Genomic DNA, 26,677 nt, shown 5'->3' with positions numbered 1-26,677 from the left:
GTGGCTGCTGGTCAGCGGGCGTCGACGACGGGGTTGGCGAGGGTGCCGATGTGCTCGACGGTGGCTTCGACGGTGTCGCCCGGGACGAGGAACTCCGGCGGCACCATGCCCGCGCCCACGCCGGAGGGCGAGCCGGTGGCGATGACGTCGCCGGGCTCCAGGGTCACGCCGGAGGAGATGTCCGCGATCAGGCGGGCGATGGGGAAGAGCATGTGGCGGGTGTTGGACTTCTGCTTGGTGACGCCGTTGACGCGCAGTTCGAGGTCCAGGGCCATGGGGTCGGCGATCTCGTCGGCGGTGACGATGGCGGGGCCGAAGGGCGCGTAGGAGTCCTGGCCCTTGGAGAAGAACCACTGGCCGGAGCGGCGCTGGTCGCGGGCGCTGATGTCGTTGACGATGCTGTAGCCGAAGACGTGGTCGTAGGCGTCCTCCTCGCTGACCCGGAAGGCGGTGCGGCCGATGACGACGGCCAGTTCGCACTCCCAGTCGAGCTGTCGGGTGAGGTCTCCGTTGTGCAGGACCGGCTGCCCGGGGCCCGTGACCGCGGTGGCGGGCTTGCTGAAGAGGACGGGGCGCGGGGGCAGTTCCCTGTCGGTGTCCAGGCTGCGGCTGGACTCCTCGACGTGTTCGACGTAGTTGAGGCCGACCCCGATGATCTTGCCGGGGCGCAGCGGGGCCTGGAGCGCCACCGCCGCGAGATCGTGGACGGCCGCGGCGGGCCGGCCGGCCGGGCCGCGGGCGAGCAGCCGGCGCGCGGTGTCGTGGACGTCGGTGTCCGCGCGCAGGAACGTCAGCAGGTCGTGCGGCAGTTCGGTGCCGTGGTGGGCCGCCAGGGCGGCGAGGTCGACGACCAGGTCCTCGACCTGGGCGCCGAGGCGGGCGGGGGCGTCGTCGGAGGTGAAGGTCACGAGGCGCATGACGGCTCCTTGGGAAGCGGTGGGGTGGAGTGGGGGCTGAGGCCGGGGCGGCGGTACGGTCCGTGATTCCGTGCCGCCGCCCCGGGTCCGGGGCGATGCGGAGAAGGTTCGGATCGCCCCCGGTTCGGGGCCGCCGCGCCGGTACCGGTGTCAGGGCCGGCGGTGCCGGCGCGGCGGCGGCTCACGCGACGGACTGGTGCCCGCCGTTGTCGGGGTACGCCTCCTCGCGGTGGAAGGCGAGGGAGCGCATCACGGGGAAGTCGTCGAAGGAGAAGAGGCAGGCGTCGTCGTTCTGGTCGAGGTTCGCGTGCTCGTGCCAGGCCCAGGAGGGGACGCAGAAGATGTCGCCCCGCTGCCAGTCGTGGCGCTGCCCGGCGATGACCGAGTAACCCCGGCCCTTGGCCACGGTGTAGACGACCGATCCGGTGTGGCGGTGCGCCTTCGTGGCCTGGCCGGGCCGCAGCAGTTGCATGTGGGCGCTCATGGTGGGCATCACGGACCCGCCGGTGACGGGGTTGGCGTACTCGGCGATGACACCGTCGTACGGGGAGCCTTCCGTCGCCTCGGCGAGGCCCAGCAGGGACTCGTAGGTCGGCTCCCACGGATAGGCGAGCAGCGGCGAGTAGGGGCGCGTCCACTTCTCGGAGCCGTGCGGAAGCAGGTGGGCGCCGTAGGTGAGGACGGAGGAGTTGATCACCTTTCCGGGCTGCTGGTACAGCTCCGGGTGGACCTCGTAGAAGCCCGCGTCCAGGGCGTTGACGAGGGGGATGTCGAGGCCGTCCTGCCAGATGACGGGGGCGTCGTCGGACTCGTTGCCGTGTTCGTGCCAGGTGCCGTTGGGGGTGATGGCGAAGTCGCCGGGACCGACCTTCAGCTTCTGGCCGTCGACGATCGTCCAGGCGCCGGTTCCCTCGTGGACGAAGCGCAGGGCGGCGGCCTGGTGGCGGTGGGCGGTCATCGCCTCCCCCGGTCCCATGATCTGCAGGCCTGTGTAGAGCAGACCGACGGCGGCGCTCACGTCCTTGCGGCCGGGGTTGACGAGCATGACGACACGGCGTCCGGCGTCGTCGGCCTCGACCAGGTCGAGCGCCTTGCGGACCAGCGGGCGCAGGGCTTCGTAGCGCCACAGGACCGGTACGGACTTCGGCTGCGGGTACCAGGGCTCGATGTCGTTGGCCACCGTCCAGAGGGCGCCGGCCTCCAGTTCGGCGAGTTCGCCGTAGTAGGCGGTGAGTTCGGGGGTGTCGGACACGCGGGCCCGGCCCAGCCTGTCGTCGTCGTACGCGGTGGTCATGACTCCTCCTTGGGGGTCCCGGCGGCCGGCGCGACGGCGTCGTCGTCGGCCGGGAGCGGCGGGGCGGTGGCGTGGCGGGCGGTCCGGGCTGCGTGGGCGGGCCGGTCCGTGAAGACGACCGGGGCGCGCGGGGTGTCGTCGACGTGCAGGCGGAAGACGTCGAAGCGGTTGTAGTGGCCGACGATGTCGTGCATCTGCTTGGGCTGGATGCACCTGGCCAGGTCGATCTCGGCGTAGACGATGCCCTCGTCGTCGACGAGCGGTTCGGTCACGGGGCGGCCGTCGGGTCCGAAGATCCCCGAGAGGGCGCTGCGGGGGCGGGCGAGCATGCGGCGCACGTCCTCGTCGTCACCGGCGACGGTGTCCACGATCTCCGGGGAGATCGTGGAGCAGGCGACGACGGAGAAGACCTTGCCCTCGAAGCTGTGGGCGGCCGTGCGGACGGCGATGGCGTCGGCCATGTCGTAGTCCTCCGGTGCGACCGGCAGCGCGATGTAGCTCGCCGCGTGCACCAACTCGCCCTGGGCGAGCAGGGTGAAGCGGGCGAGGGTGTTGGTGTTCTCGCCGCAGGCGAGCACACCGAGCGGGCCGACGGGCGTGGCGTGGACCTTGAGGGAGCTGCCGTCGCCGCCGGTCCAGGTCAGCTTCTCGGCCCAGGTGGGGACGAGCTTGCGGTGCACTCCGAGGAGTTCGCCGTCCGGCCCGATCGTGAGCAGCGTGTTGTAGAGGACGCCGAGGCTCCGGGGGCTTCGCTCGTTGACGCCGATGACGACGACCACGCCGTGCCGACGGGCCGCGGCGCGCAGGGCGTCGACGTGCGGGCCGGGGACGTCGACGGACGCCCGCCACAGGCGCTCGAACCACGGGGAGCCCTGGACGGGGTTCATCGTCCAGTTCCAGTAGGGGTACCCGGGGACGAAGACCTCCGGGAACACGATCAGTTCGGCCCCGTGGGAGGCGGCCTCCGCGACGAGGGACACGGCCTTGTCGACCGTGGCCGCCGGGTCCAGGAAGACCGGCGAGGCCTGCATGGCCGCCGCCGTGAAGCGGGGCAGCCGCCCCGTCTCCTCCGCTGTCTGCTTCTCCATCGGTTCCTCCGTGTCAGACGAGCGTCGAGTGCAGGGCGGCGGTCGCCGGGGACGGGGGCAGCCACCTCTGGTGTACGGGCGCGGGCGCCTCCCGGAGCAGTTGGAGGCGGGGCGGTACGCGGTCGGTGCGGGCGCTGGGCGGCCGGCTGCTGCCCGGCTTCCAGTACGCGGGCCAGGGCGCGGCCGGTCCTGCGTACCGCTGGGCGGCCGCGGCATGGAGCGTCCACAGCGGGTCGTGGAGCTGGGCACGGCCCACGGCGCACAGGTCGGCCCGGCCCGCCAGGATCAGGGAGTTGACGTCGTCGTACGTGGAGATCGCGCCCACGGTGATGACGGGCACGCCGACGGTGTTGCGGACGAGGTCGGCGTAGGGCGTCTGGTAGCTGCGGCCGAAGCGCGGACGCTCGTGTGCGACGACCTCTCCGGTGGACACGTCGACGGCGTCCGCTCCCGCGTCGGCGAGGGCGCGGCACAGCTCGACCAGGTCGGCTTCGCCGATGCCGCCGTCGGCCCAGTCGGTGGCCGAGATCCGGACGATCAGGGCCTTGGCGACCGGCCACACGTCACGGACCTGGCGCAGGACCTCCAGGGGGAAGCGCATCCGGTTCGCGGGGCTGCCGCCGTAGGCGTCCGTGCGGGTGTTGGTCAGCGGCGACAGGAAGCCCGACATCACGTGCCCATGGCCGTACTGGAGTTCGATCACATCGAAGCCCGCCCGGTCGGCGCGGCGAGCGGCGGCGACGAAGTCCCGCGCCATGCCGTCCATGTCCGCGCGGGTCGCCTCGCGGGGCGTCGCGCTCGCCGCGTCCCAGGGCAGGGCGGACGCGGCGACCAGCGGCTGCCCTTCGGCGCGCCGTCCGGCGTGGGTGAGCTGGATGCCGAGCGGGGTGTCCGACTGTCGGCGTACGAAGTCGGTGATGCGCCGCCAGGCGGCCTCCTGCGGGTCGGTGTACAGGCCCGGACAGCCGGAACCGGCGCGGCCGTCGGCGCTGACGGCCGTCATGCCCGCGATGACGAGCCCCGATCCACCCACCGCCTGCGTGCTGAGATGGACCAGCTCGACGTCTCCGGGGACGCCGTCGCGGGACGCGGAGTACAGGGCGATCGGCGGTACGACCACGCGGTTGCGCAGTCGCACCCCGCCCAGCCGGAACGGCCGGAACATGGGGGGTGCCGCTTCGTCTCGCGGATCGACGCGCAGGTCGTGCCGGCGGTCCTGGTGCTCCTGGTGCCAGGTGTCCACGGCCCCGGTGAACGCCTCGTCGCGTACCCGCAGGTTGTCGTAGGTGACCCGCCGGCTGCGGGTGAGCAGGTTGAACGCGAACTGGAGCGGTTCCTGGCCGGTGTAGCGGCCGACGTTCTCGAACCATTCGAGGCTGGCCTGGGCAGCCCGCTGCGTGGACTCGACGACCGGCTTGCGCTCGGCCTCGTACGCGGCGAGGGCGCCGGGCACGTCCGGGTGTTCGTGCAGGCAGGCGGCCAGGGCGAGGGCGTCCTCCATGGCGAGCTTGGTGCCGGAGCCGATGGAGAAGTGGGCGGTGTGTGCGGCGTCCCCGAGCAGAACGATGTTCTCGTGACGCCAGGCCCGGTTCCGTACGGTGGTGAAGCTGATCCACCGGGATCCGTTGGGTATGAGCCGGTGGCCGTCGAGGTGTTCGGCGAGGATCTCCTCGCACCGCCGGATGCTGTCCTCGTCGTCCGCACCGGGCGGGAGGTCGCGCGCCGCGAAGGCGTCGAACCCCGCCCGCCGCCAGGAGTCCTCGTCGATCTCGACGATGAACGTGCTGCGCGTGTCGTCGAAGGGGTACGCGTGGACCTGCAGGGTGCCGAAGTCCCGTTCGGCGACGATGAAGGTGAAGGCTTCGAAGACCTTGTCGGTGGCGAGCCACATGTAACGGCAGCGCCGCTGGTCCAGGTCCGGCCCGAAGGCCTCGGCGTGGGCGCCTCGGGTCTGCGACCGTACGCCGTCGCTCGCCACCACGAGGTCGTGGTCGGCGGCGAGTTCGGCCGCGGACGGGGCGGGCGTGCGGTAGCGGACGTCCACCCCGAGCGCCGCGCACCGCTCCTGGAGGATCTGCAGCAGACGCTTGCGGCCCAGGGCGGCGAAACCGTGACCGCCCGAGGTGAGCACCTGCCCGCGGTAGCGCACGTCGATGTCGCTCCAGCGGGCGAACTCCGCGGACATGGCCGCGTAGACCTCCGGATCGGCCTGGGCGATGCCGTCGAGGGTCTCGTCCGAGAACACCACGCCGAAACCGAAGGTGTCGTCGGCCGCGTTGCGCTCCCAGACGGTGATCTCCCAGTGCGGTGAGAGCTGCTTGGCCAGGGCCGCGAAGTACAGCCCGCCGGGCCCTCCGCCGATGACTGCTATGCGCACGGCGTCCTCCTAGTGGTTCGAGGAACAACGTATGCCGTAATTCCTGCGATCGTCAAGAAACCTATATACATCTGCGTGACCTGCTTGAACCGGCGTCTCAGCCGCAGCATTCGGGGGCCTGTGCGCCCGCCTTGGTGAAGAGTTCGCGCACCTCGTCCGGCCACGGCGTGGATCCCGAGGCGCGTGCGGAGGAGTGCGCGATCACCATCCGGCCGGCGGCCGCCGTCTCGTCGTCCTGGGCGCGGACGGTGAAGGCGTAGTGCAGCGACGTGGAGCCGACCTTGTCGACGCGCAGTTCGACGCGCACGAGGTCGCCGAACCACAACCGCGCCCGGTAGTCGGCCTCGAAGTGCACGCGCGGCGTGCTGCCGAAGAGGTGGGCCAGACCGAGGCGGCGCAGCAGGGCGGCCTCCGCCGCCTCCACCCAGCGCACGACGGTGGAATGGTGGTAGTGGCCGGCGGCATCGGTGTCGGGCCATTCGACGCGACGCTCGATGACGATGCGGGCCGGGTTCGCCTCTCCGGCTTCGGCGGCCCCCTCGGCGCAGCTGCCGATCGGCGGGGTCGCCCGGTGGGTGACAGGGGTTTCCATGAGGAGCCTTCTCTCAGCTGCCGGCCGCGTTCGCCGCATGCCGGCGCAGCACGTTGCGGCGCAGCTTTCCGTTGTCGGTGCGCGGCAGGTCGGTCACGAACTCGACGGCGCGCGGGTACTTGTAGGGCGCGATGGCCCGCTTGACGTGGTCCTGGAGGTCCTTGACGGCGGCCTCGTCGGCGACGGCGCCGTCGACCAGCACCACGTACGCCTTGACGACCATGCCGCGCCGCTCGTCCGGCGCGCCCACGACGGCGCAGTCCGCGACGTGGGGGTGGTCGAGGAGCGCCTTCTCGACCTCCGGTCCCGCGATGTTGTAGCCGGAGGAGACGATCATGTCGTCGCTGCGCGCCACGTACCAGAAGTAGCCGTCCGCGTCCCGCCGGTAGGTGTCGCCGGTGATGTTCCAGCCGTTCCGCACGTACGTCGTCTGGCGTGGATCGTCGAGGTAGCGGCAGCCCGTCGGGCCGGTCACGGCGAGCAGACCGGGCTCCCCGTCCGCGACCGGCGCACCGGTCTCGTCGACGACCATCGCGCGGTAGCCGGGAACCGGCTTCCCGGTCGCCCCGGGACGTATGTCGTCGTCGGCGGCGGAGATGAAGACATGGAGCATCTCGGTGGCGCCGATGCCGTCGATGATGCGCAGCCCGGTCGCCGCGTGGAAGTCCTCCGACACCTGGGCCGGCAGGGCCTCGCCGGCCGATACACATCTGCGCAGGCCGCCGAGGCGATCCGCGGCACCGGCGGCCATGATCGCCCGGTACGCGGTGGGGGCGGTGAACAGGACCGTGACGCCGTGTTCGGCGACGAGGTCGGCCAGTCGCCGCGGTGACGCCTGCTCGACGAGCAAGGTCGCCGCCCCCACATGGAGCGGGAAGACGACCAGACCGCCGAGTCCGAAGGTGAAGGCGAGCGGCGGCGTGCCGGTGAAGACGTCGTCAGGCCGGGGCTTGAGGATGTGCCGCGCGAAGGTGTCGGCGTTGGCGAGCACATCCCGATGGAAGTGCATGGTCGCCTTGGGCTTCCCGGTCGTACCGGAGGTGAAGGCGATGAGCGCGACGTCGTCGGCGGCGGTCGGAACGTTCTCGAACGTGCCCTCCTTGGCCGCGCATCGGCGGGTCAGGTCCGCCTCGCCCTCGCCGCCGTAGGCGAGGACGGTCAACCCCGGCGCGCGGACGGCCTCGACGTCGTCGAGGTACCTGTGGTCGCACAGGGCGACGAGCGGCCGGCTGATCTCGTGGAGTTGCGCGAGTTCCGCGGTCCGCAGCATCGGCATGGTGGTGACCGCGACCCCGCCCGCCTTGAGCACGCCGAACCAGGCGGCCACCAGCCAGGGGTTGTTGGGGCCGCGCAGCAGGACGCGGTTCCCCGGGACGAGCCCGAGGTCCTCGGTCAGGACCCGGGCCACCTGGTTGGCGTGGCGCAGCAGGTCGCCGTACGTCCAGCGATCGGTGGGGGTGAGGAGACAGGGCCGGTCGGGGCCCCAGCACTCGACGGCGTCGTCCAGCAGGCGGGCGGCGCAGTTGAGACGGTCCGGATACGCCAACTCCGGCAGGTCGAAGTGCAGTTGAGGCCAGAGACCGGAGGGAGGGAGTCGGTCACGACAGAAGGGGTCCACGTGGGCGGACGGGGAGAGCTCCATGGGGCGCACACCTCGGTTTCGGGGGCAGCGGAGGGAGTGCGGCAAGTATTTCGCCAAATTGACGAGCGTCAAGTTTTCTCGACATTGATTTTTATGACGGATCGTCAGATGGTGGGGACGTGAATCCGCACGACCTTGCCGGTCGACACGCGGAACGCCTCCAGCCGGCCACCGGCCTCGTCGACCAGGAACCCCACGATCGCGAGCCCGCGACCGCCCTCCGCGTCCACGTCGACGCCCGGGGCGGCAGCCAGGTCAGCGCCTGGATCGACGCCCGGGGCGGCGGCCGAGCCGGCACCGGGTCGGCGTCCGACTCGGCGGCCGGGTCCGCGCCTGGGGTGAAGCGCGGCAGTCGCGGGTCTCCGTCGGCGACGTCGAGCCGTAGCCGTCCGCCGCGGAGGGCCACCGTGAGACAGGTGCGGCCCCCCGGCCCACCCGCGTGGCGGACGGCGTTGGACAGGAGTTCCGTGGCGACGAGCAGCAGCACCTCGGCACGTTCCGGCGAAACTCCCCAGGCCGCGAGCGTGCGGCGCAGACAGGCCCGCACCCCGGAGACCTCCGACGCCACCGCCTCCACCGGCCGGCGGGCGCGTCGGCGACTTCGGGGCGGGACGACCGCCGCGCGGCCCGGGGGGTGCGGGGGGTGCGGGAGGGCAGGCGGAGCGGTCACGGACGACGAGGGAACGAACATGGGAACTCTCCGACGAGACGGGCGACGCACGCCGCGTTTCCTCGTGTAACCTCAGCGGCCACACCATCCGACTCATTCGGCGTCCGAGACGTTTACGACGTCGCACATGTTGTGTTACACGTGTAACAACACTAGGTCCGGCACCGCCGAGATCACAAGGCATTTCGGACATTCGTCCAGAAAGCCCGAATCCCGTGGGAGCGGCCCGACGCATCGGCAGCGCCTGGCCCGGACTGATCACACCCATAGAAATGAGGGGAAATGACGCAAGCACCCTCCGCACCCCCGACCGCGCCGACGGCTCCCGAACCCGACCTCGGCGCCTGGCCCCCGCCACCGTTCCGCGCCCCCGCTCCTCCGCGGGTCGGCCAGGACGGAGCGCGCCACTTCGACGGGCTGACCTACGCGATCACGCTGGGATACCGGCCGTGCCTTCTCGACGTCCACGTGCCGGCGTCCGAGCAACCGGTGCCCGCCGTGGTGTGGATCCACGGCGGCGGCTGGCTGGAGGGCGACCGTCGCTACCCGCCGCCGACCGTGCCGGCCGAGCTGCTGCACGGCGCCGTCCTGGGCGCCGGCCTCGCCCTGGTCAGCATCGACTACCGGCACAGCCTGGAGGCCCCGTTCCCGGCGCAGCTGCACGACACGAAGGCGGCCATCCGCTACGTCCGCCAGTTCGCCGCCGAGCTCGGCATCGACAAGGACCGGATCGCGGTCATGGGCGAGTCGGCGGGCGGCCACCTCGCCGCGCTCGCCGGGCTCGTGCGCCCGGACTCCACGGAGGACGGCGCCGAGTTGGAGGGCCGCGTGGGCGTCCAGGACCAGGACAGCGCCGTACAGGCCGTCGTCAGCTGGTACCCGGCCACGGACCTCGTCGGCCTGCTCTCGCACCCGCTGCCGATGCCGCCCGCGCCCGACGGCTCCGCGTACCCCGACCCGTTCCGTGCCCTGCTGGGCGGCGCTCCCGAGCAACTGCCGGAACTCGCCCGCGCCGCAAGCCCGGTCACCTACGCGGGCGGTGCGACCCCGCCTCCCTTCCTCCTGGTCCACGGGACGGCGGACCGCCTCCTCCCGTACAGCCAGAGCAAGGTCTTCGCCGAAGCCCTCCGGAAGGCCGGCGGAGAGGTCACCTTGCGGCCGGTGGAGGGCGCCGACCACATCTTCCTCGGCGCCCCCGATGTGACGCCGATCGTCGCCGAGAGCGTCGACTTCGTCGCCCGCCGACTGGGCGTCTGAGCACCGCCGTCGAACACCCCGCGCGGGGCGCCGTCATGACGGCGCCCCGCGCTCCGCACCCCTCAACTACGCGCCCCTCACCGCGCACTCCGCGCCCGCGCCACGCACTCCGGCGCCCCGCGCCACTCACCACTCACCACGCACTCCGCACCCCGCACTCCCGCGAGAGGTTACACATGGCCGGCACTCCGACCCAGACCCCGCTGACGCCCCCTGCGAGACCGACACCGGCGACGTCACGGCGCCGCCCCTCCCCCACCGCCCGCCGCTCCGGCCCCCTCGCCCTCGGGGTCCTCTTCCTGCTGGTCACCGCCGTGCTTGCGGCCACCGTGTCGGCCCGCCCCGAGCACCCCCTCACCCAACCTCTCGACGACACATGGCTGCGGTGGATGGGAGGCCCGCACGACGGTCCGTACGCGGCGGTCGCCGCCGTGCTCGACTGGTTCGGCGGGCCGCTGGGCGTAGTGGTCCCGCTGGGTCTGCTGGTCTTCCTGGCGGTCCGGAGACGCTGGCCGTCGCTCTTCTGCCTCCTGACCGCCTACCTGGTGGGGGGTTTCCTCGTCGTCCAGGCCCTCAAGCACGGGGTGGACCGGCCGCGCCCCGCCGACCCGCTGGTGCGGGTGGACCACGGCTCCTTCCCGTCGGGGCACGTCGCCGGAACGGCCCTCCTCGTGGTGATCGCCGTCGCCCTGCTCGTGCCCGCGGGGCGACGGCGCGGCTGGTGGGCGGCGGGCGCGGTGCTCACGCTGGCGATGATGTGGAGCCGCACCTGGCTGCACGCCCACTGGCTGAGCGACACCGTGGCCGGCGCCGCCACGGGAGCCGGAATGGCCCTCGTGGTGTGGTGGGCCTTCACACCCCTGCTGAACCGGGAGGAGTCCGCCCGCGGCCGGGACGCTCAAGCTCCCTGACGGCTCAGGCCGCTGACGGCTCAGGCCGACCGACGGCTCAGGCCCACTGACGGCTCACGAAGGCCGGCAACCCACGAGAACCGATCGGTTCACGAGGACTGACGGTGCACCAGGACCGGCTCCATGCCCCGCACCTGCGGCGACGTGCCGCGGTCCACCAGCTCGTGCAGGGCGTCGGCGACCTGCGCGGGCGTGGGCAGTTCCAGCCGTACGGACGTCAACGGCGGCTGCTGCAGGGCCGACAGGACCAGGTCGTCGCAGCCGACCACGGCGACGTCCTCCGGCACGGACACGCCCTCGTTGCGCAGGGCGTGGAGCAGCAGGGCTGCGTACTCGTCGTTGTAGGCGAACACCCCGTCCAGACCCAGCTCGCGCCAGCGCCCGGCGAGTTCGGCGGCGGATTCGTGGGTGTACGACAGGTCCACCGGGGTCACCGTCGCCGTACTGCGGGCGGCGACGCTCTCGGCGCCGACGAGGCGCGGCCGGGCGAAGGTTCCCAGGCCGCGCTCCTGCGGCATGACCACGCCGATCTTCCGACGTCCCTGTGCCACCAGGTGCTCGACGGCGAGCGCGCCGATGCTCGACTGATCGAAGTCGACGGTGTGGGCGCCGGGCACCTCTCGGGACGCGAAGGCCAGCACGCCGCGCACCCCCGCCCGGCTGAGCACCTCGACGGCCTGCCCGGACAGGTTGTCGCCGTCCAGCGCCACCACGGCGGCCGGACGCAGCTCCGCCCAGGCCCGGGCGGAACTCACCGGGTCGGGGAAACGGCCGGCGTGCAGCACAAGGACGTACCCGTGGCGTTCCAGCTCGCTCTCCAGGTCGTCGACCCAGGCGCTGACCAGGCGTCCGGCCGCCGAGACCGACGCGGGGACGAGTACGAGATTGCTGCGGCCCGCCCTGAGCGACCGGGCGGCGGCGTGCGGTACGTAGCCGAGCTGCTCGGCCGCCGCCTGCACGCGGGCCCGCGTGGTCTCGCTGACCCGGTGCTCCTGCGTGTTGTTGAGGACGAAGGACACCGTCGCCCGTGACACCCCCGCCAGGCGCGCCACATCGGCGCTCGTGACGGCCGCCGCCCCGGTCGGCTTCTTGCCCATGGCGTCCCCTGCCCCTGCCTCGTCTCCTCGGTCGGCCGATCGGCCACTGACCAGGTTACACGCGTTAGCGCAGGTGGCGACGGACATGCCCGCGGCGGAGCGTCGGCGAGGGCGTCCTCGTACGTCGACGGCGTGCGCAGGCGTCGGCGGCGTGCGCGGGCGTCGGCGGAGAAGGACGCGACCGCGGAGGTGCGTATTTCCTTCTGGCGGGGATGGCGCACGCGAGGCGGGCGGCGGGTCCCGGGCCGTCAGGAGCCCGGGACCCGCCGGGGCGCCCCCCGTACGCCCTACACGGAGATTACACGTGTAACAGCGGCGATGCGTACGCCCCGTGAGACATTTCGGCAACGACGGCTAAGCGGAGGCCGTCGGCCGCCGACGGTGCAGCTGCCGCGCATGTCCGGCGAGGTCGTCCACGGGCAGGGTGACGCTGTCGAACCGCATGGTGGTGCGCCGGTCCGTCCGGTACGGCTCCCAGGCCGGCAGCCCCGCGTGGTTGGGATCACCGGTCCTGACGAACGCGATCCACGCGCGGTGCATGCTCCGCGCCAGCCCCTGCCCCACCTCCGGGTCGATCCCCTCGACGAGCGGAGCGTGCGCCCAGCTGTCGAAGTTGTCGAAGACGAAGGGGAGTTCCAGACAGTGGGCGGCGGCGAGCCTGCCTTCATGGGCGGGCGTCGGGAGGTCGAACTGGAACGCCCACACCGGCCGCTCCGATCCCGCTCTGGCCTCGGCCAGTTCCAGACAGGGCACGCGGAACAGCTCGTCCGTGATCAGGTCCATGAGCACGTCCACCGGCCTGGCGCCGGGGCGGGTCCGCGCGTACTCGTCGTACACCTCGGCCGCCAGATCCGCCCCGAACGTGTCGGCGATGCGGTCGACGACCTGCTCGCGGGTGGTCTGCGCGTATCCCGGGTCCAGGGCGAACCCGAAGTTGGCCTCTTCCCGGGTCCAGCCGACGAGGACGTCGATGTCCGCCGCCGGCCCGTCGAGCAGCGTGCGCGCGGGATGACGGAAGAGCGTGACCTCGTCCCGCACGGGAAGGAAGGGCGTGGGCCAGTACCCCCAGCGCATGGTGTGCGCGAAGAGCCCGCCGGCGGCCTCGATCAGCCGCTGCCACGGCAGGCGCCGGAGTTCGTCGGCGTCCTTCACCCCGGCGAAACGCAGGTACGCCTCGACACGCTCCCGGTACTCGACTGCGGTGGGGATGTGCAGCCCGAAGGGCGGACTCTGCAGGATGACCCGCTGGAACAGCTGCCGCGCCTCAGGGTGTCCGGCCAGTGCGGCCGTCGACATGGCGCCGCCGGACTGTCCGGCGACCGTGACACGGTCGGGGTCGCCGCCGAAGCGGTCGATGTTGTCGCGCACCCACCGCAGCGCGGCCAGTTGATCGGTCAGCCAGACGTTGGCCGGCTGCGCGTCCGCCCGGAGCTCCCCCGACTCTTCAGACTCGTCGAATTCGTCGGACTCGTCGGCGAAGGAGAGGTAACCGAGCGGGCCGATACGGTAGTTGAGGGTGACGACGACCAGGTCGCCGTCGCGGGCGAAGGTCTCACCCGAATAGATGGGCAACGATCCGGAGCCGGAGACGAACCCGCCGCCGTGGATCCAGACCAGCACCGGCCGCCGCGCGGCATCCGGAGCCGGTGTCCACACGTTCAGCGTCAGGCAGTCGTCGTCGAACGGCGGGCTCCCGTGACCACCCAGGACGGGATCGCCGCCCTCGACGAACATCTGCGGCGCACTCGGGCCGTACGCCGTCGCGTCCCGCGTGCCCTCCCAACCGGGATGGGGCCGGGCAGCACGCCAGCGCAGGGCCCCCACCGGGGGCGCGGCGTACGGCACACCCTTGAACACCGCGATGCCACGCTCGATCCGGCCGCGCAGCCGACCGGCCGGCAGCTGGACGACGAGGGGCGTCGCCTCCTCTTGCACGTCAGCCATGCATGTCCTCCTTGGTCAATGGTTCGCCGGGCGCATCCGCGACGCCACCGCAGGGCCGAGCGGAGCCGCGGGGCCGAGTGGAGCCGCAGGGCCGAGCGGGGCGGAGCGGAGCCGCGGGAATCAGCCGGCACCGAGCCGGACGCGGAGCCGTCGGGACCGGCCGATACCGAGCCGGACAGCGAGATTATGCAGGACTATTGACGACCGTCAATAGTACTCAACACCCGGGAGGGCGACCCGAGCCGTTCGCGGCCCCCTCACTCCCACAGACGGCCGGACGCCGCGCGGGTGGCTTCCTCCTCCAGGAGTCGAGCGAAGGCGGCCCACAGGAGCAGGACGACACCCACCCCCATGGCGGCGCCGGCCACGGTGTCGCTCAGCCACTGGGTGTGCATCCACGTGCGGCTCCACATCGTGGCGGCCACCAGGACGGCGGCGAACAGCCACCACCAGCGCCGCGCGGCCGAAGGGAAGAGCACGACGCCGGCCGTCAGCACGAGGGTCGTCACCGTGAAGACCTGACCGGACGGGAAGGAGCCGCCGCCCACCAGGACCCACGGCTCCGGCGGGCGGGGGCGGTCGACGAGCTGTTTCACGGGGAGAACCACGACAATGTTGGCCACGACGCACGCGGCGAACACGAAAGCCCCGGATCTCCACCGCCCGTAGACGGCGAGACACCCCGCCAGCACGAGCGGCACGACCACGCCGAGGGGCCCGCCGAGGACGTCGAGAGCGCGCGCGAGCCCCGTCACCGCGTCCTCCGGTGAGCCGCGCATCGCGCTCATCCAGCGGTCGTCGACGCCCTGGAAGACCGGCGGCTCCTCGCCGAGAGCCGCGAGCCCGACGGCGAGGGCGGCGGCCATCAGCACGGATCCGGCCGGCACGGCACGCCGCGGCGGCGGGGCCGGGACCGGGTGCCGCGCCGGCTCGCCGGGAGGTGGCGACGGGACGGGAACGGTACGCGCAAGGGGCATGGCTCAACTCCGGGAGCTAGGGGTACCGCGACGCCCGCGAGGGGGCGGTGGCGGAGACACGAGCGGGAGGGGGCGGCGGCGACGCGGCCGCGAGAGCAGGGCCCACACAGGGCGGCCCCACAGCGCGCGGCGACTGCCGCGCGGGGCACTTCCAGGCCAAGGCTGAACCTTCACGACAGTCGACACAAGAGCGACCCGCGAGTAGCTACACGTGTTAGCAACCTGCCTCAGCCAAGCGGTCACGGTCGCCATGCAAAATGGCTTCGCCCCCTACCCAAGCGGCTTCACGAGTGCTACACAATGCTGCAAGCCGGAATTAACACGTGTAACTCAGAGGCTCCGCCACCGCGCTCACCAGCGGTCGTCATCAGCGCGGAACACGTCTCCCGGCGGTCATCCCCTCATCGCTCCAGCTCGCAGCTCCGCGCTCAGCTCCGTTCCCGAGGAGTCGCCATGCCCGCCCTGAACCCCCGCCGCGCGAACCGCGCGTCCGCATCCCCCGGTGGTCGCCGTGACAGCTGACGAAGTGACCCAGACGGACGCGTCACCAGAGGCGTCCGCGCCGCGCCAGCCCGGCCTCATGCTGCTGCTCCTGCTCGCGAACTCCTCGATGCTCGCCGTGTACATGGGCGTCGGCTCGGTGCTGCTGCCGCTCCAGGTCGCCGCCATCGACCCGGCGAACAAGGTGGCCGTTCTCGGCGTCATCGGCGGGGTGAGCGCGATCTTCGCCACCGCGTTCAACCCGATCGCCGGCGCCCTGTCGGACCGTACCGGCCGACGGAACCCATGGATCCTCGGCGGCGCGCTCGCCTCGTTCGTCGGCCTCGCGTTCCTCGGCGGTGTCGACACCGTGCTGCTGGTCGGCATCGGATGGTGCCTGGTACAGGCGACCATGAACGTCTACCAGGCCGCCGTCACCGCCATCGTGCCCGACCGCGTCCCGGTCGCCCGCCGGGGCACGGCCTCGGCTCTGGTCGGCCTGGCGCTGCCCGTCGGCGGCACCGTGGGCGTGATGATCGCCTCGCAGACGGCCGACCGGCTGACGACCGGCTATCTGGTGCTCGGCGCAGTGGCGGCCGGTGCGGCGCTGCTGCTCGCCACCCTCTGCCGCGACGTACCGCGGCGCGAGCCCGCTCCCTCCGTCCCGAAGCGCGAGCGCCTCGCCGCCTTCCTGTCCGCCCTGTCCCACCACGACTTCCGGTGGGCCTTCATCGGACGCGCCCTGCTGGTGCTGGGCTACTTCTCCGTCGTGGGCTACCAGCTGTACATCCTCGACGACCACATCGCCCTGCCCGACGGACTGGCGCCGGCCGAGGCGATCGCCCTGCTCACTCCGGTGTCGATGGGCGCCATGGCCGTGTCCACGGTCGTGGGCGGCCTCCTGTCCGACCGCTGGGACCGGCGGAAGGTCTTCGTCGGCGTGTCCGCCGCGCTCGCCGGGTTCGCGATGGCTATCCCCGTGATCAGCCCGACCTGGACCGGCATGCTCGTGTTCAGCGCCCTCAACGGCCTGGGCTTCGGATGCTTCATGGCCGTGGACACCGCGGTGGTCACGCTGGTCCTGCCCCGCGCGGAGGACGCCGCCCGGGACATGGGCGTCCTGAACGTCGCCAACGCGGGGCCGCAGATCGTCGCGCCCTTCGTGGCCTCCGCCATCGTGACCGCGTTCGGCGGCTACACCCCGCTGTTCGTCATCGGCGGTGTCCTGTCGCTGCTGGGCGCGGCGTCCGTGGTCCTCATCCGCGGGGTGCGCTGACCGGCCGTACCGCCGCACGAAGCTCGCCGGGCGCATGTCGAGGGGGCGTGCGTCCGGCGGTCCCGCCCCTCCCCCTCTCCCGCCTTCTTCACCCTCATCGACCTCGAAGGAGCAACTCCGTGAGACGCACGCGCGTTCTGCCCCTGGCCGCCCTGTTGCTGTGCACGCCCGCGCTGACCGGCACGGCGCCGGCGAACGCCGCCGCGGAGACCGGCCCGGCCGGCCCGCTGCGCATCCTGCTGACCAACGACGACGGCTACAACGCGCCCGGCATCCGCATGCTGTACCAGCGGCTGACGGCCGCGGGGCACGACGTCACCATCGTCGCCCCGCTCACGAATCAGAGCGGCGCAGGGACGAAGCTGATGAGCGGCAGCACGCTCAGGGTCGAGCGTCCGGAGCCGCGGGTGTGGGCCGTGGACGGCACGCCCGGCGACTCGGTGTCCTTCGGCCTCGCCGCGGTGTTCGCCGACCGCGCACCCGACCTCGTGGTCTCCGGCGCCAACTTCGGGCCCAACGTGGCCGCCCTGGCCACCCACTCCGGAACCGTCGGCGGCGCGATCGCCGCTCTGGAGCGCGGCGTGCCCGCCATCGCGGTGAGCACGGGCGAGCTCGCGGTCCCGGTTCCCGAGCAGATCATCAACGCCATGGGGCCCACCAACGACTTCACCGTCAAGCTCATCGAGCGGCTGCGCGCGCAGGCGAAGAACGGACGCCTGCTGCCCGAGGGCGTGGGCCTCAACGTGAACCACCCCGTGGTCGGCGCCGACGGCAAGGGGACCGCGAAGGGCGCCTCCGTCACCACCCAGGATCCTCAGCCCGGCCTCGCGGCGGAGTACACCGACTCCGGTGACGGGACCTGGAAGGTCGGCGTCAGCCTGGTCGCGTCGCCCGACCAGAAGGGTGGCGACGTGGCAGCGGTCAGGGCGGACAAGGTGTCCGTCGCGCCGATCTCACCCGACTGGAACACCGGCGCCGCGGACTTCGCCAAGGTCGCGGCGCTTCTGACCGGCCTGCGTCCGTAGGGGACCCGGTACGCCCGTTCCGTAGCGGAACCGGTACGCCCGTTCCGTAGGGGACCCGGTACACCCGCTCTCCGTCCCGGCGGCGCCGCGTCCGCCGGGACGGGGGCAGTCCCACGTCCCGACCGGACACGTGCGCAGGACTTGTCCGAGAGCCCGACTGTCATGTGCTTGACACCCTTGGAGGAGAGAGTTGACAAGGATGACGCGCTCGATCGTTCCCTCGATGCTGCTGGCTCTGGTGCTCGCCGTCGCCGCCCTGTTCACGCACCCCGCGGTCGCCGCGTCGGCGCGGCAGAGCGGCTCCGCGGCGCGCCCCGTCGTGACCGTCGACCAGGGCAAGCTCGCCGGCCAGGTCGACGGCCGGGCCGAGGAGTTCCTCGGCGTCCCGTACGCCGCGCCGCCCGTTGCGGACCTCCGGTTCCGGCCGCCTCGAAAGCCCGCACGGTGGACCGGGACACGGGAGGCGACCCGGCCGGCCCCCGCGTGCGTGCAGTTCCTGCCCGTCGGGCTGAGCGACCCCGGCCACATCAGCGAGGACTGTCTCTACCTGGACGTGTACCGGCCGCGCCACGCCCGTCCCGGTGACCGTCTGCCCGTACTGTTCTGGATCCACGGGGGCGCCTTCCTCATGGGCACCGGAACCCAGTTCGGCGGGCGCACGATGGCGGACCTCACCGACAGCGTGGTCGTGACGGTCAACTACCGTCTCGGGCAGCTCGGTTACCTCGCCGCGCCCGAACTCACCCGGCAGAACGACCTCGGCTCCGGCTCGTTCGGGCTCATGGACCAGGTCGCGGCGCTGAACTGGACCCGCGACAACATCGCGGCCTTCGGCGGTAACCCCGCCAACATCACCCTCTGGGGACAGTCCGCCGGCAGCGCCTCGGTCTGCGCGATGCTCACGTCGCCGCGCGCCGCCGGGATGTTCTCCCGCGCGGTGCTCCAGAGCGGACCGTGCAGCCTGATCCGCGCGCCCGGCTCGGCCCAGGCCGCCGAGGCGGCCGGGGACTTCGCGGCCGCCGCGGGCTGCACCGACCCCTCTGTCAGGGCAGCCTGTCTGCGCACGGCGCCGGCGGCCGACCTGATCGCCGCCGCCCGCACCCGTCCCGCCGCGGGGCCTGCCTTCGGCGACGGCCTGCTCCCTGCCCAGCCGTCCGAGGCGATCGCCTCCGGCAGGTGGAACAAGGTCCCGATCCTGATCGGCAGCACCCGGGCCGAGGGCAGGTTCTTCCTGGCCGGCACCCACCCGTACCTCACGGCGCAGGAGTACACCGACCAGATCGACGCCACGTACGGACCGGCGGCGCCGCAGGTCCTCGCGCGCTATCCCGTCGCGGGCCACCCCACACCGTTCGACGCGTTGTCGGCGGTGCTCACCGATTCCACGTTCGCCTGTCACACGCTCAGCACGGCGCGCGCCTTCGGCTCGCAAGTGCCCACCTACGTCTACGAGTTCGACGATCCGCGGTCCCCGACGCTGCTCGGAGCCCAGCCGCCGGGCGTGGACATGGCCAACGCGCACAGCGCCGAACTCGCCTACGTACACGACTTCAGCCTGATCGACCGCCCCCTCAGCGCCGAACAGCTCGCCCTCGCCGACGACATGAAGCGCCGCTGGGGAGCGTTCGCCCGTACGGGCAGCCCGAACACCGCCGGTGAGACCCGCTGGCAGCCGATCCGGGACCGGTACACCGTCCTGACCCTCGACCCGGAGCGCACCCGCACCTCGTCGTCCTTCGCGGCCGACCACCAGTGCGACTTCTGGGCCGGCGCGGCATCTCACGGCAGCGACGAGAAGCGGAACCGCATCAGGTGATGGTCCGCGCCGGGCTTACGCGGAGGTCTCGACGGTCTGCTCCGACCAGATCATCTTGCCGCCCGATGTGAAGCGGCTTCCCCAGCGGTCGGCCAGCTGCGACACGAGGAAGAGGCCCCGGCCTCCTTCGTCGGTCTCCCGGGCCCGCCGAACCCGCGGCCGGGCGGTACCGGTGTCGGAGACCTCGCACACCAGGGCTCCGTCGCCGCGGATGAGGCGGAGGCCGACCGGGCCGCCGACGTAGCGGATCGCGTTCGTCACCAGCTCGCTGACGATGAGTTCGGTGACGAACGCCGCCTCGTCCAGGCCCCACTCTGCCAGTTGCGACGTGACGAGTTCACGGGCGCGGGCGACGTGCGCCAGGTCCGGTTCGAGCTCCCAGGCGGACACGTCGCGCGCGGGCAGCGTGCGGGTGCGGGCGAGGAGGAGGGCCGCGTCGTCGTCCGGGGCCGTGGGCGTGAGCCGGGCGAGGAGCTCCCGGCCGGCCTCGTCCAGCGGCGTTTCGCCCACCCGCACGAGGGCCTCCCCCAGCCGGGTCATGCCCTCGTCGACACCGCTGGTCCTGCTCGTGACGAGGCCGTCCGTGAACAGGGCGAGGAGGGAACCCGAAGGGATCTCGAAGTGCGTCGTGGTGAAGGCCATGCCGCCGACGCCCAGCGGCGGCCCGGGCACCAGATCGGGGACCACGGACGCGCCGTCCCCGGGCCGGAGGAGGGCGGGCGGCAGGTGTCCTGCGCTGGAGGCGGAGCAGGTGCCGGAGGCCGGGTCGTACACGGCGTACAGACAGGTCGCGCCCAGGATCGCCGGGTCCGGTCCCTGGCTGTCGGTGGCCCTGGTGCTGTCGGGGCCGTCGGGGCTGTCGGGGCCGTCAGAGACGCCGGTGCTCTCGGTGACGCCAGTCCTCCCGTGGCCACCGGAGCCGTCGGAGCCGCCTGTGCCGTCGGAGAAGCCGAGAACGAGGTCGTCGAGGTGGGTGAGCAGTTCGTCGGGATCGAGATCCAGGTCGGCGAGGACGCGGACGGCGGTGCGCAGGCGCGCCATCGCGGCGGTGGCGTGCAGACCGTGGCCGACGACGTCCCCCACCACCATGCCGACGCGGAGGGACGGCAGGGGTATCACGTCGAACCAGTCGCCACCGGCCCCCGGGCCGCCGGCCCTCGGCCGGTACACCCCCGCGGTCTCGGCCCCGGGAAGGTGTTTGGCCGCGCCCGGCAGCAGGCTGCGCTGCAGGGTGACCGCGGAACGGTGCTCGCGTGCGTAGCGGCGGGCGTTGTCGACACCGAGGGCGGCGTGCGAGGCGATGTCCTCCAGCGCCGAGCCGTCCGCCTCGGTGAAGGGATCGGAGGGCGGGCCGCGCCAGAGGGTGAGGCAGCCGAGGACGCGTCCTCTCGCGTACAGCGGCACGGCGACCGAGGATTGCGTGCCGTCGGGGATGAGCAGTCGGAGGGTTCCGGGGTCCGCGCCGAGCCCGGATGTCAGCACCCCGATGTCGGAGACGACGACGGCTCGGCCCTCCATCAACGGCCTCATCACCGCATTCTCGGGAAGGGGTGGCACGGCTTCGCCGATCGGCAGGAGGTGCTCGGCGGACACGCCGGGGCTCTGCGCCGCTGCGACGCGACGCAGCCGCACCTGGCTGCTGGCGTCGAGCACCGCGGGTTCGTCACCGACAAGGACGGCCTCGACCAGATCGACGGTCGCCAGGTCGGCGAAGCCGGGCACGAGGAGATTCGCCAACGTCCGGGCGACCTCCGTCGCGTCGAGCGACTCGCCGAGGGACAGGGCCGCGATGTGGGCCAGTTCGCCACGACGGCGCGCGGCGGATGCGGCGGCCTCCCGGTCGTCCTCCTCCAGGAGCACCAGCCACGGCCCCGCCTCCGCACCGGAGCCGCCCGCGGACTCCAGCGGGACGACGACGGCGGCGTACGTCAGCGTGTCGGGAGTCCCCGGCGACGCCCGGGCCGCGGATACGGACCCTTCCCCTGCGGATACGGATCCCGCCACGGCGTGGCCCGCTTTCCTCAGCACTGCCACCAGATCGGGGCAGGGCGATCCGGGCGCGCACATCAACAGCTTCCTGGCTCTCGCCGTGCTGAACAGCACCACACCCGCCCGGTCGACCACGACCGCCGCAGCATCGGCACCACCCCCGGCCGCGCGCGCGTGCGCTCGGCCACCCGTGCTGGATACGTGCATGTCGCGCCTCGCCTGCCAAGCGATACCGCGTCCATTGTCGCCCGGTCGGCCGTACGACGCATGCCCACCGGGCGCCGCCCTACAAGGCCCTCGGGTGCCGAGATCCCGGCCGGCCACGACCGACGCAGACGCGCCCACACACGCACGCGCACCCGCACACGCGCCCGCACACGAGGTCAATCGGCGGACGCCGAGGCGCCGGGCCCCGGCGGATCCTCCGGCCGGACGAGCAGCACCGGGCACGGGGCGTGGTCGACGACGTAGCGGGCGGCGGGGCCGAGGCTGTGCGGTCCGAGGTGGGTGCGGTCGCCGTCGCGGGCCAGGATCAGCAGATCGCATCCCTCGGCCGCCGCGAGGACCTCACGCTCGACGCGTCCCGTGCGCTCGGTGCGGGTGCAGGGGCGGCCCAGGCGGTCGGCGGCGTCCTGGAGCAGCCGCTGCCCGGAGGCGGCGGCGAGGTGTTCCAGGCGCGTTCCGGGGTCCATCTCCGGGTGGCCGCGGCCGAGGAGTCCGGCGAACGCGCCGTGTGCCGCGCCCGGGACGTCGGCCGGTGCGACGTGCAGGAGCACGACGTCGGCGTCCGCCGGGGCGTGGGCGCGGGCCGCGTCCACGCAGGCGGGCCAGGTGCCCTCGACGATCCAGACGACAACGACCACGGGTCAGCCTCCTCCGACGACGGTCAGCGAGAGCCACAGTGCCAGGACGGCGGCGACCAGGCTCGCGGGTACGGCGTACACGCCGAGCCGGGTGAACTCCTTGAGCCGCACCTCACCGTCGTGCGCGTGGACGATGCGCCGCCACAGCAGGGTGGCCAGTGAGCCGGCGTACGTGAGGTTGGGGCCGATGTTGACCCCGAGCAGGACGGCGAGGACGGCGCCGGGTCCCGACGGGGCGGTCAGCGGCAGCAGCACCAGGACGGCGGGGAGGTTGTTGATGACGTTCGCGAGGACGGCGGCGAGCGCGGCGAGGGCGAGCAGCTCCGGGAGGCCCGTGCCCTGGGGGATCACGTGCCCCAACGCGTCGTCGAGACCGTTGTTCACCACCGCGAGGACCACGATCCCGAGGGCCAGGACGAACGCGAGGAAGGGGACGGACGCGGCGCGGACCAGCGCCCTCGGAGTGGTCCGGCGCCGGATCAGTGCCCGGACGGCCAGGGCGAGCGCGCCCGCGAGGGCGGCCCATGCCGCGTCGATGCCGATCACCGAGGTCAGCACGAAGCCGGCGAGCGTGCAGCCCACGGTCACGAGGGCGAACAGCGGCAGCGGGGGCGGTTCGACGGCGATGGGGGCCTCGGCTCCGGCATCCAGGTCGGTGGCGAAGAACCGCCGGAAGACCAGGTACTCGACGGCGATCGCCGCCGCCCAGGGCAGGGCCATCAGCGCGGCGAACCGGGTGAAGCTCAGACCGCTCGCCGCGAACGCCAGCAGGTTGGTCAGGTTCGAGACCGGCAGCAGCAGGGAGGCCGTGTTCGACAGGTGGGTGCACGCGTAGACGTGCGGTTTGGGGCGTGCGCCGATCCGGGCGGCGGTGGCGAAGACGACGGGGGTGAGCAGCACCACCGTGGCGTCCAGGCTGAGCACGGCCGTGATCGCCGAGGCGGCCAGGAACACCTGGGCCAGCAGGCGGCGTGGCCGGCCCGCCGCCGTGCGCGCCATCCAGGCCCCGCAGGCCTGGAAGAGACCCTCGTCGTCGCAGAGCTGAGCCAGCACCAGTACGGCCGCGAGGAAGCCGATCACCGGCCCGAGCCGTTCCGCCTCCGCCAGCGCCTCGTCGAAGGAGAGGGCCCCGGTGACGATCACCAGTGCCGCGGCCGGGACGGCCACGACCGCCTCGGGCCAGCCGAAGGGGCGGACGACCGCGCAGGCAAGCACGAGAACGAGGAGGACGACGGAGAGCGCCTCCGCGAGCTGGGGGTTCAGGGTCGGGTCCTTCCGTAGCGCTGGTCGGGCCGCCCGAACCATCGCGCCGAACGCTACCTCCTCGAAGATCGCAGCCGTGCGGTCCGGCGGTCAGGGCACCTGAGAGGGCGGTGTCGCGCCGAGTCCCGCGTCGCGGGCGTGGGAGACGGCCTCGGCCCGGTGGGCGACCTGAAGCTTGGCGAAGACGCGGCTCACGTGGTTGCGGACGGTCTTCTCCGACAGGACCAGTTCACGGGCGATGCGGCGGTTGTCGTAGCCCCGAGCGACCAGTTCGAGGACTTCCGCCTCCCGCTGCGTCAGTTCGGGGAAAGGCTGGTCGGGAACGGCCCTGCGGACCCCTGCGAGCTGGGCGGCGATCCGGTCGGCGACCTCGGGGCCGAAGACGGCGCCGCCCGTCGCGACGGTCCGTACGGCGTTGAGCACCGCGTCCCGTCCGGCCCCCTTGACCAGGTAGCCACGCGCGCCCGCGCGCAGCGCGGCGAGGAGACTGGCGTCGTCCTGAGCCATCGTCAACATGAGCACGGGCAGTCCGGGATGGCTCGATCCCAGTCCGCGCACGGCCTCCGTCCCCGAGATGCCGGGCAGTCCCATGTCCATGACGACGACGTGCGGCCGGGTCTCGTCGACGAGGACGCCCAACGCCTCGGCGTCCCCCGCCTCACCCACGACTTCGACGTCGACGGCGCTGTCCAGAGCGGCTCGCAGGCCGGAGCGGAAGAGGGGGTGGTCGTCGACGATCAGGACTCGGAGCTGCGGGCGGTCATCGATGGTGTCTGCCACGCACGCATGCTACTTGTAGTCGAATGGTCACCAAGGGTAGTAGTCGGGGGGCGGTCGAGGCACACCGCCCACCCCGGGTCGCCGCCCGGGAGCGCGAGTGGGCGGCGGCGGCCTTCTGCCTGCTGCTGTGTGTGGTGTCCGTGCTGGGCTGGGGGGCGCTGTGCACGCTCCACCCGCCCCGCGACGGCTGGTACGTGGACATGGGTTCGGACCTGTCCGTCGCTCTCGTCGGTCTGCCGTGCGCGGTCCTCGGCTTCCTCGTTCTCGTACGCGCCGCCGACCGGACCGCCGGCCGGCTGCTCCTCGCCACCGGCATCGGGCTGACCCTGCCGTTGCTCACCGGGCAGCTCGTGGTCATGGCCGAGCCGGGTCAGCGGGTTCGCCTCGCGGCGCACCTGTTCGCCCAACTGTGCTCGCTGGTACACGGCTACGCGATGGTGGTGCTGCCGCTGTCCTTCCCCGCGCCCCGCCGCGCGGGACGGTTCGTCCGGGTGTACGCGGCGGTGCTGGCCGCGGCCTGCGTCGGCATCGCCCTCGTCGCCACGGCCGTGGAGGAGGCGCCCGGCGCGGGCCCCCACCCGCTGCGGGGAACCCCGTGGGAGCGCGCGGCCCTGGCCGTCCTCGAGCCCTGCGCCGTGGCGAACCTCTGGCTGCTCGCGGTCTGCACGCTGGTCAACGCCTCGGTGGTGGCCCACCGTTGGCGCCGGGCTGGCCGGCGGGCGCGGCGGGAGGCCGTCGTCTTCGGCGCCGCGTACCTCCCCTGGACCTACGGCGACATCGTGGAGGAACTGCCCGGGATCCCGCCGTGGACGGCGATCGCGGCGTTCGTCACCGGCGCGGTCGGATGGTACGCGGCGGTCGCGTACGTCATCGGCAAGGGGGGCATGTGGCAGATCGACCGCACGAGCCGCCGACTGCTCGTGACCGCCGTGGTCGTGACGGCCGTCGTCCTCGCCTACACCGCCGCCGCGGCCACGGTCTCCACGGCGCTGCCGGACGCCGACGGCGCCGGGGCGTTCGCCGTCGCGGTCGTCGCCGTGCTGATCGGATCCGGCCTGCGGCCGCTGGCCTCCTGGGCGAGCCGACGCGTCGACCACCTGTTCCAGGGCAGGAGTTCGGTGCCGTACGAGGCGGTGCGCGGCCTCGCCCGGCGCCTGCGCGAGGCGCCGGAACCGGACGACGTCCCGGCGGTCCTGTGCCGTTGCGCGACGGAGGACCTCCGCTTTCCCATGGCCCTGGTCGAGGTGGCGACGCGCTCAGGCCCATGTGTCCTTGCCTCAGCCGGAGGGCCGTGGCAGGGCGAGGGGGCCCATGAGTTCCTGCTGCGCCACCACGACGAGGTGATCGGCACGCTCCGGGTGGCGCCGCGCTCGGGTGAGCCGTATCTGTCGGTCGGGGACGCCGAACTCCTCCAGTTGCTGAGCGAACAGGCCGCTCCCGCCCTGGCCGCGCTGCGGCTGATCCAGGACGTACGGGCCGCCCGGCGGCAACTCGTCCTCGCCCGGGAGGAGGAGCGGCGCCGGCTGCGCCGGGAGCTGCACGACGGTCTCGGCCCGCTGCTCGCCGCCGTCCGGATGCACCTGGACACCGCCCTGGCGGTCATGCCTCCCGGCGCGCCCGAACCGCCGCCGCACGCCGCGCCGTCGGTGCCCCCGGCGCGTCCCACGACCTCGACCGCGATGGCGGGCATCGAGGCCGCGCTGCGGCCGGCGGTCGAGGCGGTCACCCGGGCGACGGCCGAGACCCGCCGCCTCACGGACGGGCTCGGCCCGGGTGTTCTGACCGAGCAGGGTCTGGACTCCGCGCTCAGGGAGCTGGCAAGGACGCTGGCCGCGCCGGGGTTGGCCGTCACGGTCATCACGGAGACGAACTCCTTCCCGGAACCGGAACCGCACCCCGAGCCGGGACCACCATCAGGGTCGGCGACGGGGGAGGAACCCGCGGCAGAGAGCGCATCGCGGGCGGCGGTGGAAGCTCCGCTGCCCGCGGCCGTGGAGAGCGCCGTGTACCGGATCGCCTCCGAGGCGCTCACGAACACCGTCCGGCACGCGGGCGCCACGCGGTGCGAGATCCGCCTCACCCGGCACGCCCACGCCGCCGCCCTGAGCGTCGTCGACGACGGAACGGGACTGCCCGTCCGAGTCCGTCCCGGTGCCGTCGGGCTGGCGTCCATGGCCGAACGGGCCCGGGAACTGGGCGGTGTCTGCGAGGTGACGAGCGACCCGTCCGGCACCCGGGTGCACGCGGTGCTGCCGACGGCGGTCGGCACGCCGCCCTCTCCCGGGGCGCCGTTCCCGCGTGTCCCGGCAGCGATACGGGACAGAGACGAGACCGGCGCATCATGCGCACGGGACACCGGGCGGCGGAAGCTCTGACCACGGCGCCGGACCGACCGGAGCCCCGTGGAAAAGGAACCCTC

The 26,677-nt window shown here is 72.8% G+C and carries 20 protein-coding genes and 1 pseudogene; 6 read left to right on the top strand and 15 right to left on the bottom strand.

What is annotated here, in order from left to right:
* Positions 1-11 precede the first annotated feature (11 nt).
* The 8 genes and pseudogenes from AB0E14_RS06820 to AB0E14_RS06785 all read right to left on the bottom strand — a co-directional run.
* Positions 12-917: a fumarylacetoacetate hydrolase family protein gene (locus AB0E14_RS06820; protein WP_362413212.1), complete on the bottom strand. Its 906-nt coding sequence runs from the start codon at positions 915-917 to the stop codon at positions 12-14.
* Between the two features lie 181 nt (positions 918-1,098).
* Positions 1,099-2,211 carry a cupin domain-containing protein gene (locus tag AB0E14_RS06815; RefSeq protein WP_362413209.1) on the bottom strand — a complete coding sequence of 371 codons (1,113 nt, stop codon included), beginning with the start codon at positions 2,209-2,211 and terminating at the stop codon, positions 1,099-1,101.
* Entirely contained in the window at positions 2,208-3,299 is a 1,092-nt protein-coding gene (locus AB0E14_RS06810) for a carbon-nitrogen hydrolase family protein (RefSeq protein ID WP_362413206.1), read from the bottom strand. Before AB0E14_RS06810 ends, AB0E14_RS06815 begins: the two co-directional genes overlap by 4 nt.
* Positions 3,300-3,312: 13 nt before the next feature.
* Positions 3,313-5,676 (bottom strand): FAD-dependent monooxygenase, encoded by a 2,364-nt coding sequence (locus AB0E14_RS06805; RefSeq protein ID WP_362413203.1) that lies wholly within the window; start codon positions 5,674-5,676, stop codon positions 3,313-3,315.
* A 97-nt stretch (positions 5,677-5,773) separates the two neighbouring features.
* Complete coding sequence (locus tag AB0E14_RS06800) at positions 5,774-6,268, bottom strand: thioesterase family protein (RefSeq protein WP_362413200.1); 495 nt, start codon at positions 6,266-6,268, stop codon at positions 5,774-5,776.
* A 13-nt stretch (positions 6,269-6,281) separates the two neighbouring features.
* A complete protein-coding gene (locus tag AB0E14_RS06795; protein ID WP_362413197.1) occupies positions 6,282-7,910 on the bottom strand; it encodes an AMP-binding protein in 1,629 nt (542 codons plus the stop codon).
* A gap of 104 nt (positions 7,911-8,014) precedes the next feature.
* The gene (locus tag AB0E14_RS06790) at positions 8,015-8,140 is read right to left on the bottom strand and encodes a hypothetical protein (protein WP_362413297.1); all 126 of its coding nucleotides are present in this window, start codon (positions 8,138-8,140) and stop codon (positions 8,015-8,017) included.
* Positions 8,141-8,229: 89 nt separating this feature from the next.
* Positions 8,230-8,601, bottom strand: a pseudogene (locus tag AB0E14_RS06785) (ATP-binding protein); the annotation flags it as partial.
* Positions 8,602-8,862: 261 nt separating this feature from the next.
* On the opposite strand from AB0E14_RS06785, the gene AB0E14_RS06780 reads away from it, so the two are divergent.
* Both AB0E14_RS06780 and AB0E14_RS06775 read left to right on the top strand, forming a co-directional pair.
* On the top strand, positions 8,863-9,837 hold the full coding sequence (locus AB0E14_RS06780; RefSeq protein WP_362413194.1) for an alpha/beta hydrolase: 975 nt from the start codon (positions 8,863-8,865) through the stop codon (positions 9,835-9,837).
* A 176-nt stretch (positions 9,838-10,013) separates the two neighbouring features.
* Positions 10,014-10,748, top strand: coding sequence for a phosphatase PAP2 family protein (locus tag AB0E14_RS06775; protein ID WP_362413191.1), 735 nt, complete (start codon positions 10,014-10,016; stop codon positions 10,746-10,748).
* An 89-nt stretch (positions 10,749-10,837) separates the two neighbouring features.
* On the opposite strand, the gene AB0E14_RS06770 is transcribed toward AB0E14_RS06775, so the two are convergent.
* The 3 genes from AB0E14_RS06770 to AB0E14_RS06760 form a co-directional block, all read right to left on the bottom strand.
* Positions 10,838-11,845: a LacI family DNA-binding transcriptional regulator gene (locus tag AB0E14_RS06770; RefSeq protein ID WP_362413188.1), complete on the bottom strand. Its 1,008-nt coding sequence runs from the start codon at positions 11,843-11,845 to the stop codon at positions 10,838-10,840.
* Between the two features lie 354 nt (positions 11,846-12,199).
* Positions 12,200-13,789 (bottom strand): carboxylesterase family protein, encoded by a 1,590-nt coding sequence (locus AB0E14_RS06765; protein WP_362413185.1) that lies wholly within the window; start codon positions 13,787-13,789, stop codon positions 12,200-12,202.
* A gap of 257 nt (positions 13,790-14,046) precedes the next feature.
* Complete coding sequence (locus AB0E14_RS06760) at positions 14,047-14,766, bottom strand: phosphatase PAP2 family protein (protein WP_362413182.1); 720 nt, start codon at positions 14,764-14,766, stop codon at positions 14,047-14,049.
* Between the two features lie 511 nt (positions 14,767-15,277).
* On the opposite strand from AB0E14_RS06760, the gene AB0E14_RS06755 reads away from it, so the two are divergent.
* The 3 genes from AB0E14_RS06755 (at position 15,278) to AB0E14_RS06745 (ending at position 19,363) form a co-directional block, all read left to right on the top strand.
* The gene (locus AB0E14_RS06755) at positions 15,278-16,522 is read left to right on the top strand and encodes an MFS transporter (protein WP_362413179.1); all 1,245 of its coding nucleotides are present in this window, start codon (positions 15,278-15,280) and stop codon (positions 16,520-16,522) included.
* A 119-nt stretch (positions 16,523-16,641) separates the two neighbouring features.
* Positions 16,642-17,547, top strand: a complete 906-nt coding sequence (surE, locus tag AB0E14_RS06750; protein WP_362413176.1) for a 5'/3'-nucleotidase SurE — start codon at positions 16,642-16,644, stop codon at positions 17,545-17,547.
* A gap of 199 nt (positions 17,548-17,746) precedes the next feature.
* Positions 17,747-19,363, top strand: a complete 1,617-nt coding sequence (locus tag AB0E14_RS06745) for a carboxylesterase family protein (RefSeq protein WP_362413173.1) — start codon at positions 17,747-17,749, stop codon at positions 19,361-19,363.
* Positions 19,364-19,378: 15 nt separating this feature from the next.
* Here the strand turns inward: AB0E14_RS06745 and AB0E14_RS06740 are convergent, their stop codons facing one another.
* The 4 genes from AB0E14_RS06740 to AB0E14_RS06725 all read right to left on the bottom strand — a co-directional run bounded on the left by AB0E14_RS06740 (position 19,379) and on the right by AB0E14_RS06725 (position 24,258).
* Positions 19,379-21,367: a SpoIIE family protein phosphatase gene (locus tag AB0E14_RS06740; RefSeq protein ID WP_362413170.1), complete on the bottom strand. Its 1,989-nt coding sequence runs from the start codon at positions 21,365-21,367 to the stop codon at positions 19,379-19,381.
* 368 nt (positions 21,368-21,735) lie between these two features.
* Positions 21,736-22,215: a universal stress protein gene (locus AB0E14_RS06735; protein ID WP_362413167.1), complete on the bottom strand. Its 480-nt coding sequence runs from the start codon at positions 22,213-22,215 to the stop codon at positions 21,736-21,738.
* A 3-nt stretch (positions 22,216-22,218) separates the two neighbouring features.
* The gene (locus AB0E14_RS06730) at positions 22,219-23,520 is read right to left on the bottom strand and encodes an SLC13 family permease (RefSeq protein ID WP_362413164.1); all 1,302 of its coding nucleotides are present in this window, start codon (positions 23,518-23,520) and stop codon (positions 22,219-22,221) included.
* Positions 23,521-23,568: 48 nt separating this feature from the next.
* Positions 23,569-24,258, bottom strand: coding sequence for a response regulator transcription factor (locus tag AB0E14_RS06725; RefSeq protein WP_362413161.1), 690 nt, complete (start codon positions 24,256-24,258; stop codon positions 23,569-23,571).
* Positions 24,259-24,281: 23 nt separating this feature from the next.
* On the opposite strand from AB0E14_RS06725, the gene AB0E14_RS06720 reads away from it, so the two are divergent.
* Positions 24,282-26,633: an ATP-binding protein gene (locus tag AB0E14_RS06720; protein ID WP_362413158.1), complete on the top strand. Its 2,352-nt coding sequence runs from the start codon at positions 24,282-24,284 to the stop codon at positions 26,631-26,633.
* The last annotated feature ends 44 nt before the right edge of the window (positions 26,634-26,677 follow it).

The organism is Streptomyces sp. NPDC047981, from assembly GCF_040653315.1.
GTDB lineage: Bacteria > Actinomycetota > Actinomycetes > Streptomycetales > Streptomycetaceae > Streptomyces.
Note: the sequence above shows the minus strand (reverse complement) of the source record. Positions and strands in the feature narration are given on the sequence as shown.

Excerpts from the sequence above, each read along its gene's own strand:
- AB0E14_RS06780 (WP_362413194.1), top strand. The coding sequence starts at position 8,863 with ATGACGCAAGCACCCTCCGCACCCCCGACCGCGCCGACGGCTCCCGAA.
- AB0E14_RS06810 (WP_362413206.1), bottom strand. The coding sequence starts at position 3,299 with ATGGAGAAGCAGACAGCGGAGGAGACGGGGCGGCTGCCCCGCTTCACG.
- AB0E14_RS06760 (WP_362413182.1), bottom strand. The coding sequence starts at position 14,766 with ATGCCCCTTGCGCGTACCGTTCCCGTCCCGTCGCCACCTCCCGGCGAG.
- AB0E14_RS06745 (WP_362413173.1), top strand. The coding sequence starts at position 17,747 with ATGACGCGCTCGATCGTTCCCTCGATGCTGCTGGCTCTGGTGCTCGCC.
- AB0E14_RS06795 (WP_362413197.1), bottom strand. The coding sequence starts at position 7,910 with ATGGAGCTCTCCCCGTCCGCCCACGTGGACCCCTTCTGTCGTGACCGA.
- AB0E14_RS06730 (WP_362413164.1), bottom strand. The coding sequence starts at position 23,520 with ATGGTTCGGGCGGCCCGACCAGCGCTACGGAAGGACCCGACCCTGAAC.
- AB0E14_RS06775 (WP_362413191.1), top strand. The coding sequence starts at position 10,014 with ATGGCCGGCACTCCGACCCAGACCCCGCTGACGCCCCCTGCGAGACCG.
- AB0E14_RS06720 (WP_362413158.1), top strand. The coding sequence starts at position 24,282 with ATGGTCACCAAGGGTAGTAGTCGGGGGGCGGTCGAGGCACACCGCCCA.
- AB0E14_RS06815 (WP_362413209.1), bottom strand. The coding sequence starts at position 2,211 with ATGACCACCGCGTACGACGACGACAGGCTGGGCCGGGCCCGCGTGTCC.
- AB0E14_RS06820 (WP_362413212.1), bottom strand. The coding sequence starts at position 917 with ATGCGCCTCGTGACCTTCACCTCCGACGACGCCCCCGCCCGCCTCGGC.
- AB0E14_RS06765 (WP_362413185.1), bottom strand. The coding sequence starts at position 13,789 with ATGGCTGACGTGCAAGAGGAGGCGACGCCCCTCGTCGTCCAGCTGCCG.
- AB0E14_RS06800 (WP_362413200.1), bottom strand. The coding sequence starts at position 6,268 with ATGGAAACCCCTGTCACCCACCGGGCGACCCCGCCGATCGGCAGCTGC.
- AB0E14_RS06770 (WP_362413188.1), bottom strand. The coding sequence starts at position 11,845 with ATGGGCAAGAAGCCGACCGGGGCGGCGGCCGTCACGAGCGCCGATGTG.